Origin of the sequence: Nguyenibacter vanlangensis, assembly GCF_013376155.1 — a bacterium.
GTDB classification, from domain to species: domain Bacteria; phylum Pseudomonadota; class Alphaproteobacteria; order Acetobacterales; family Acetobacteraceae; genus Gluconacetobacter; species Gluconacetobacter vanlangensis.
In genome coordinates this window covers 1-4,860 of the sequence record NZ_JABXXP010000198.1, presented here as the reverse complement: position 1 = coordinate 4,860, position 4,860 = coordinate 1, and the positions used below count along the sequence as shown (strand labels likewise).

The 4,860-nt window shown below is 66.7% G+C and carries 5 protein-coding genes; all 5 read right to left on the bottom strand.

The window, feature by feature from the left end; translation table 11 throughout:
- Positions 1-94: 94 nt before the first annotated feature.
- Entirely contained in the window at positions 95-1,222 is a 1,128-nt protein-coding gene (locus HUK84_RS10535; RefSeq protein ID WP_176640253.1) for an ABC transporter substrate-binding protein, read from the bottom strand.
- Between the two features lie 271 nt (positions 1,223-1,493).
- Positions 1,494-2,108, bottom strand: coding sequence for a Smr/MutS family protein (locus HUK84_RS10530; RefSeq protein WP_317135275.1), 615 nt, complete (start codon positions 2,106-2,108; stop codon positions 1,494-1,496).
- Positions 2,109-2,240: 132 nt separating this feature from the next.
- Entirely contained in the window at positions 2,241-3,662 is a 1,422-nt protein-coding gene (locus HUK84_RS10525; protein WP_176640251.1) for a cytochrome-c peroxidase, read from the bottom strand.
- 113 nt (positions 3,663-3,775) lie between these two features.
- On the bottom strand, positions 3,776-4,633 hold the full coding sequence (locus HUK84_RS10520; RefSeq protein ID WP_176640250.1) for a DNA-methyltransferase: 858 nt from the start codon (positions 4,631-4,633) through the stop codon (positions 3,776-3,778).
- Positions 4,634-4,646: 13 nt separating this feature from the next.
- On the bottom strand, positions 4,647-4,860 hold a 214-nt coding region (locus HUK84_RS10515; protein ID WP_246285603.1), incomplete at its 5' end, for a 3D domain-containing protein.

Genomic DNA, 4,860 nt, shown 5'->3' with positions numbered 1-4,860 from the left:
CTGCCGCGCGGAGGACATGGCGGCGCCCACGGCCCGGCCAGCGTCCGGGCCGGCGTCCGTATCGGCCAGGGTGGCGTGGTCGGTCATGCCGCGCTCATGGCTTCGCGGTGGCCTGGGGCGTCTCCATGCCTCCAGGCGTTGCCGAAACCCAGTAGGTGCCGCTGTCGGCGACGGGCAGGAAGCGCCGGTAGAGTTCGGCGCGGGTCGCATCCGGGTCCAGGTCGCGGAACAGATCGGGATGGAACCATTTGGCCATAACTTCGACCGCCAGGATGTTGTACGGCGAATCGTAGAACGAATGCCACAGCCCGTAGGCATGGCCGTCCCGGACTGCCGCCAGGGTCGCGATGCCTGGCCGCTGCAGCACCTGCCGGACCGAGGCGCGGGCAGCCGCCGGGTCGATTTCCGCGCCCATGCGCACGCCCGGGCCGCGATAATCGGGCCCCTTGGTGCCGTCCACGACGTAGAAATCGGGGTCGGCGGCGATCACCTGTTCCAGGTCGATGTCGCCGATATAGCCGGGCAGCAGCGGGGCGGCGATATTGCGGCCGCCCGCCGCATCGATGAAGGCGCCCATATTGCCCCTGCCCGCGGTATGGCAGCAGGATTCGCGGGTGCCGGCCAGCATTTCCAGGAACACGCTGGGGCGCGCCGAATCAGGCAGGGTCGCGAGCCGGGCGCGGATATGGTCGAGATGCGACTGGTAGAAGGCGATAAAATCCTCGGCTTCCCGACGGCGATCGAGCACCGCGCCCAGGATCCGCATCGATCGGACGGTGTCGCGCAGCGGATCGGCGCGGAAATCCACGAAGACCACCGGGACATGCGCGCTTTGCAGTTGCGCAACCAGTTCGCTGGCCGCGCCGGGGCCGTGGCCGCTGACGGCCAGGATCGCCAGGTCGGGGCGCAGGTCCAGCACCTTCTCGGGACTGACCGTGTCGGCCGTGGTCTTGCCGATCAGCGCGACCTTGGCCGCCGCCGGGAACAGCGCCGCATATTTGTCGTAGCTCTGGACGTCGGCCTCGCGGAATTCGCCCTGCCAGCCGACGATGCGATCGAACAGATGGGATTTTTCCAGGGGGGCGAGCGCATAGACCAGCCTGCCCTCCCCCAGGACGATCCGATGCACGTGGGCGGGGATGTCGACCTGCCGGCCCGCCAGGTCGGTGATCGTCTCGGCCCGGGCGTGGCCGCCGATTCCGATCGCGGCGCCCCACAGCATCAATGCGGAGGCGGCCAGGCACCGGATCGTCCGGGGGCGTTGTCCTGTCAAACTGCTTCTCCTGCTAGAGCAGATCCCGTTCACACGGACTCGTTTGAACGGGTGAAGATGCGCGATAAATAACAACATGGAGCATTTCCGCTGAACCGGTGTTCAGTGGAAATGCTCTAGATGCGAATTGTTCTTAGCTGCATTGACGGGAGATGAGAAGCATTCGCGAGCGGAATTCGCGCGGGCGCATGGCAGCCATGCCGGCGCTCCCCGCGGCCACTCAGCTTTTCCTGTGTGCGGCGCGGCGCAGCAGGATGCGGACCGATCCCTGGTTGGCGGCATGCGGATGGGTGACGGCCAGGATCAGCGGCCGCAGGTCGGGCCGCCCCAGCCAGAAGGGCAGTTCGCGCCGCAGGACCCCGCCCCGCTGGCCGGAGCCGAGGCCGGTAATGACCTCGACGCAGCGGAGATTGTCCGCCCTGGCCTGGATCAGGAACGCATGCAGCCGGGAAAAGGCCGCCTGCACGTTCTGGCCGTGCAGGTCGAGCGTGCGGGCGGGACGCAGCTTGCCGCTGACCAGGGCACGCCAGCTTGTATCGTCCAGGCCGGGACGGCGGCGGCCGATTTCGATTTCGGCCTGGGTGCGGACCAGCGTGTGGCCGGGCACGCGGGGCCCCGGCATGGCGGCGGCGGGGGACGGAGTTGACGGCTGGGTCGATGATCGGGCTGTTGGCCGATCGGGATCGGTTGTCGGAGCGGGCGCCGGAACGGGTGCCGTCCCTGCCCCGCCTTCGGATGGCGGCCGGGGAGATTTGCGCGCAAGCGGCGTGATGTCGCGGACGAAACTGCTCCAGAGCGCCTGTTCGTCTTCTCTGAGGATCCGCCGGCGGCGCACGACCCTGTCCTCCGCCCGCGTGGGGCGGCCCCGCGCCGCCGCCTTCATGCGGATCGAAGTGTCTTAGAACAGAAAGCGTCCGGGGAACAGAAAGCGTCCGGGCCGAAGGCCCGAACGCGGTGCCGGCCCGTCTTACGGCGTGGCGTTGGCCAGGGTCTTGCCCTGATAGGTGCCGGTCAGGGTCTTGAGGAAGGCGACGATGTCGGCGACGTCGTGATCCGACAGGTCGTGATACGGCGTCTGGTAGCGCGCCATGTCCCGCACCGCCTGGTCCAGGGTCTTGACGCTGCCGTCATGGAAATAGGGCGCGGTCAGCGCAATGTTGCGCAGGTTCGGCACCTTGAAGCGTTCCGCGTCGGCATTGGCGTGGGTGACCATGTAGCGGCCGCGATCGGCGTCGGTCAGCTTGCCGCCGCGATCGGTGAAATAGTCGCCCTCCAGGCCCATGGCCTCGTAGGCCTGGCCGCCCAGCGCGACGCCGCTGTGGCAGCCCGAGCAGCCGATGCTCTTGAACAGGGCGTAGCCGTTCTTTTCCTGCGCGCTCAGCGCCTGTTCGTCGCCCTTCAGGTAGCGGTCGAAGCGGCTGTCCGGGGTGATCAGGGTCTTTTCGTATTCGGCGATCGCGTCGGTGATCCGCTGCTTGTCGATGCCGTCGGACCCGAACGCCGTCTGGAAGGCGGAGACATAGGTCGGGTCCTGCCGCAGCTTGTCCGCGACGCCGTTCCAGTCATGCGCGCCCATTTCCAGCGGGTTCATCACCGGGCCGGCGGCCTGGTCGGCCAGGGTGGCGGCGCGGCCGTTCCAGAACTGGCTCATGTTGAAGGCCGAATCATAGACCGACGGCACGTTGATCGGGCCGTGCTGGTTGTTGATGCCCAGGGCGGTAACCCGGCCATCGACGCCGCCATGGTCCAGCGCGTGGCAGCTTGCGCAACTGACGGTGCCGTTGCCGGAAAGCTGCTTGTCGAAGAACAGGCGCTGGCCCAGCGCGACCTTGCCGGCATCGACCGGGATCGTTTCGGGGACCGGCTGCACCGGTTCGGCGGCGAAGCGCGCGGCGACGCCCGGGGTCGCGTAATGGGCACGCCGCTCGGCCGCGATCCAGGACAGCAGCGCATCACGCTGCGCCTGCGACAGATGGGCGTGCCAGTGCATCAGCAGGTAGAGCGTGGGCGGCATGCGGTTCTGGCGGATCACTTCCTCGATCCGCGACAATTGCTCCTCGGACGGCACGGTGCCGTTCTGGAAGGCGGCCAGCACCGGCTCGATGCGGAAATGGCGCAGGCCCTGGTCCAGGTCGCGCCGCATCAACTGGTTCGCCACCGGCACGTGGAAATAGAACGGCAGGTCCGTGCTGCGGGCGTGGCAGTAATCGCACCGGGCCTCGCGAATCGCGGCGAAGGCCGCCGCGGCCGTCGGGTCCTTCAGCGTGGGAGAACTGACCGACAAGGTCGGAGCCGTTTCATGGTCGAAATGAGTCAAGTAACCGATCACGCCGCCATAGGCGGCCACACCCAATGCTGCGACGGATAGTACGATCTTGCGGACCGACACGGCAATTCTCCCCTGATGCGTTGGGGACGGTGTGCCAATCCATCAATTAACTGTCAAAATAATCTTTTCTATCAAAACCATCGAGTGAATCGATGATATTGGGCCGGGCGGCGTCATTTCATCGTGTCGTTCATCATCCGGGCCAGTCGCTCACGCGCTATATTCACATAGTCCGTATCGAGATCGATGCCGATCGCGCGCGCGCCTTCGGCATGGGCGGCGACCAGAGTGGTGCCGGTGCCCATGAACGGGTCGAGCACCACGGCGCCCGGACGACCGTGCAGGCGGATGCACATGCGCGGCAACTGCACGGGAAACGTGCCCGGATGGTGGAATTTCTGCGCCTTGTCCTGCACGGTTTCATAGGGGATGAACCAGGTGTCCCCCCGGCAGCGCCGGTCCTGTTCGTGCCCGCGGCGCGCGATGTTGGATTTGTCCTTATAGGGCACGCCGATGTCCAGGCGCCGCAATTCCACCGTCCCGCTGCGGGTCAGGTGAAACAGATGCTCGTGGTTGCGATGCAGGTAGCGCGCGCTGTTGACCGGCTTGAAATGGCCGAACGTGTCCTCGTCCACCGAGACGGATTTGATCCAACTGATATGGTTCTGCAGGTAGAAGGTCGCGCGCAGGCGGGTCGCCAGTTCGAAGGGAATCCAGGGTTGGGAGGACGACCCGGCGATATTGAGGAAAAACGACCCGTCGGGGCGCAGGACGCGGTGCAGTTCGGCCGCGATCGCCATCATCCAGTCCAGGTATTGGGCTTCGGTCATCCGGTCGCTGTAGGTCCGGTAGCCCAGCCCGATATTGTAGGGTGGCGACGTCACGACGACATCGACCGATTCGGGGTCCATCCTGCGCAGCACGCGCAGACAATCGCCCCGGTACAGCACATGCGGATCGAGCGCATAGCGCAGCGTGCGCGGCACGGCCGCCGCCTTGGCCTTGGCGCCTGCCTTGCGCGGGGACGTCATGGCTCGGGTTCCTTCAGGGCTGCCGGGTGACGACGGGACGGGGTACGAAGACGACCATCCGGCCATCCTGGCGCATCGCGCCGGCGACCTGCTCGGCCTGGTCGCCCCAGCCCAGAAACAGGTCCGCCCGCCCTGGTCCCTGGATGTCGGTGCCGGTATCCTGCGCGAAGACCAGGCGCCGCCAGCTTGCATTCGCGGGCGCGGGCAGCGTCGTTTCGACCCAGTTG

Excerpts from the sequence above, each read along its gene's own strand:
- HUK84_RS10535 (WP_176640253.1), bottom strand. The coding sequence starts at position 1,222 with ATGCTGTGGGGCGCCGCGATCGGAATCGGCGGCCACGCCCGGGCCGAG.
- HUK84_RS10520 (WP_176640250.1), bottom strand. The coding sequence starts at position 4,633 with ATGACGTCCCCGCGCAAGGCAGGCGCCAAGGCCAAGGCGGCGGCCGTG.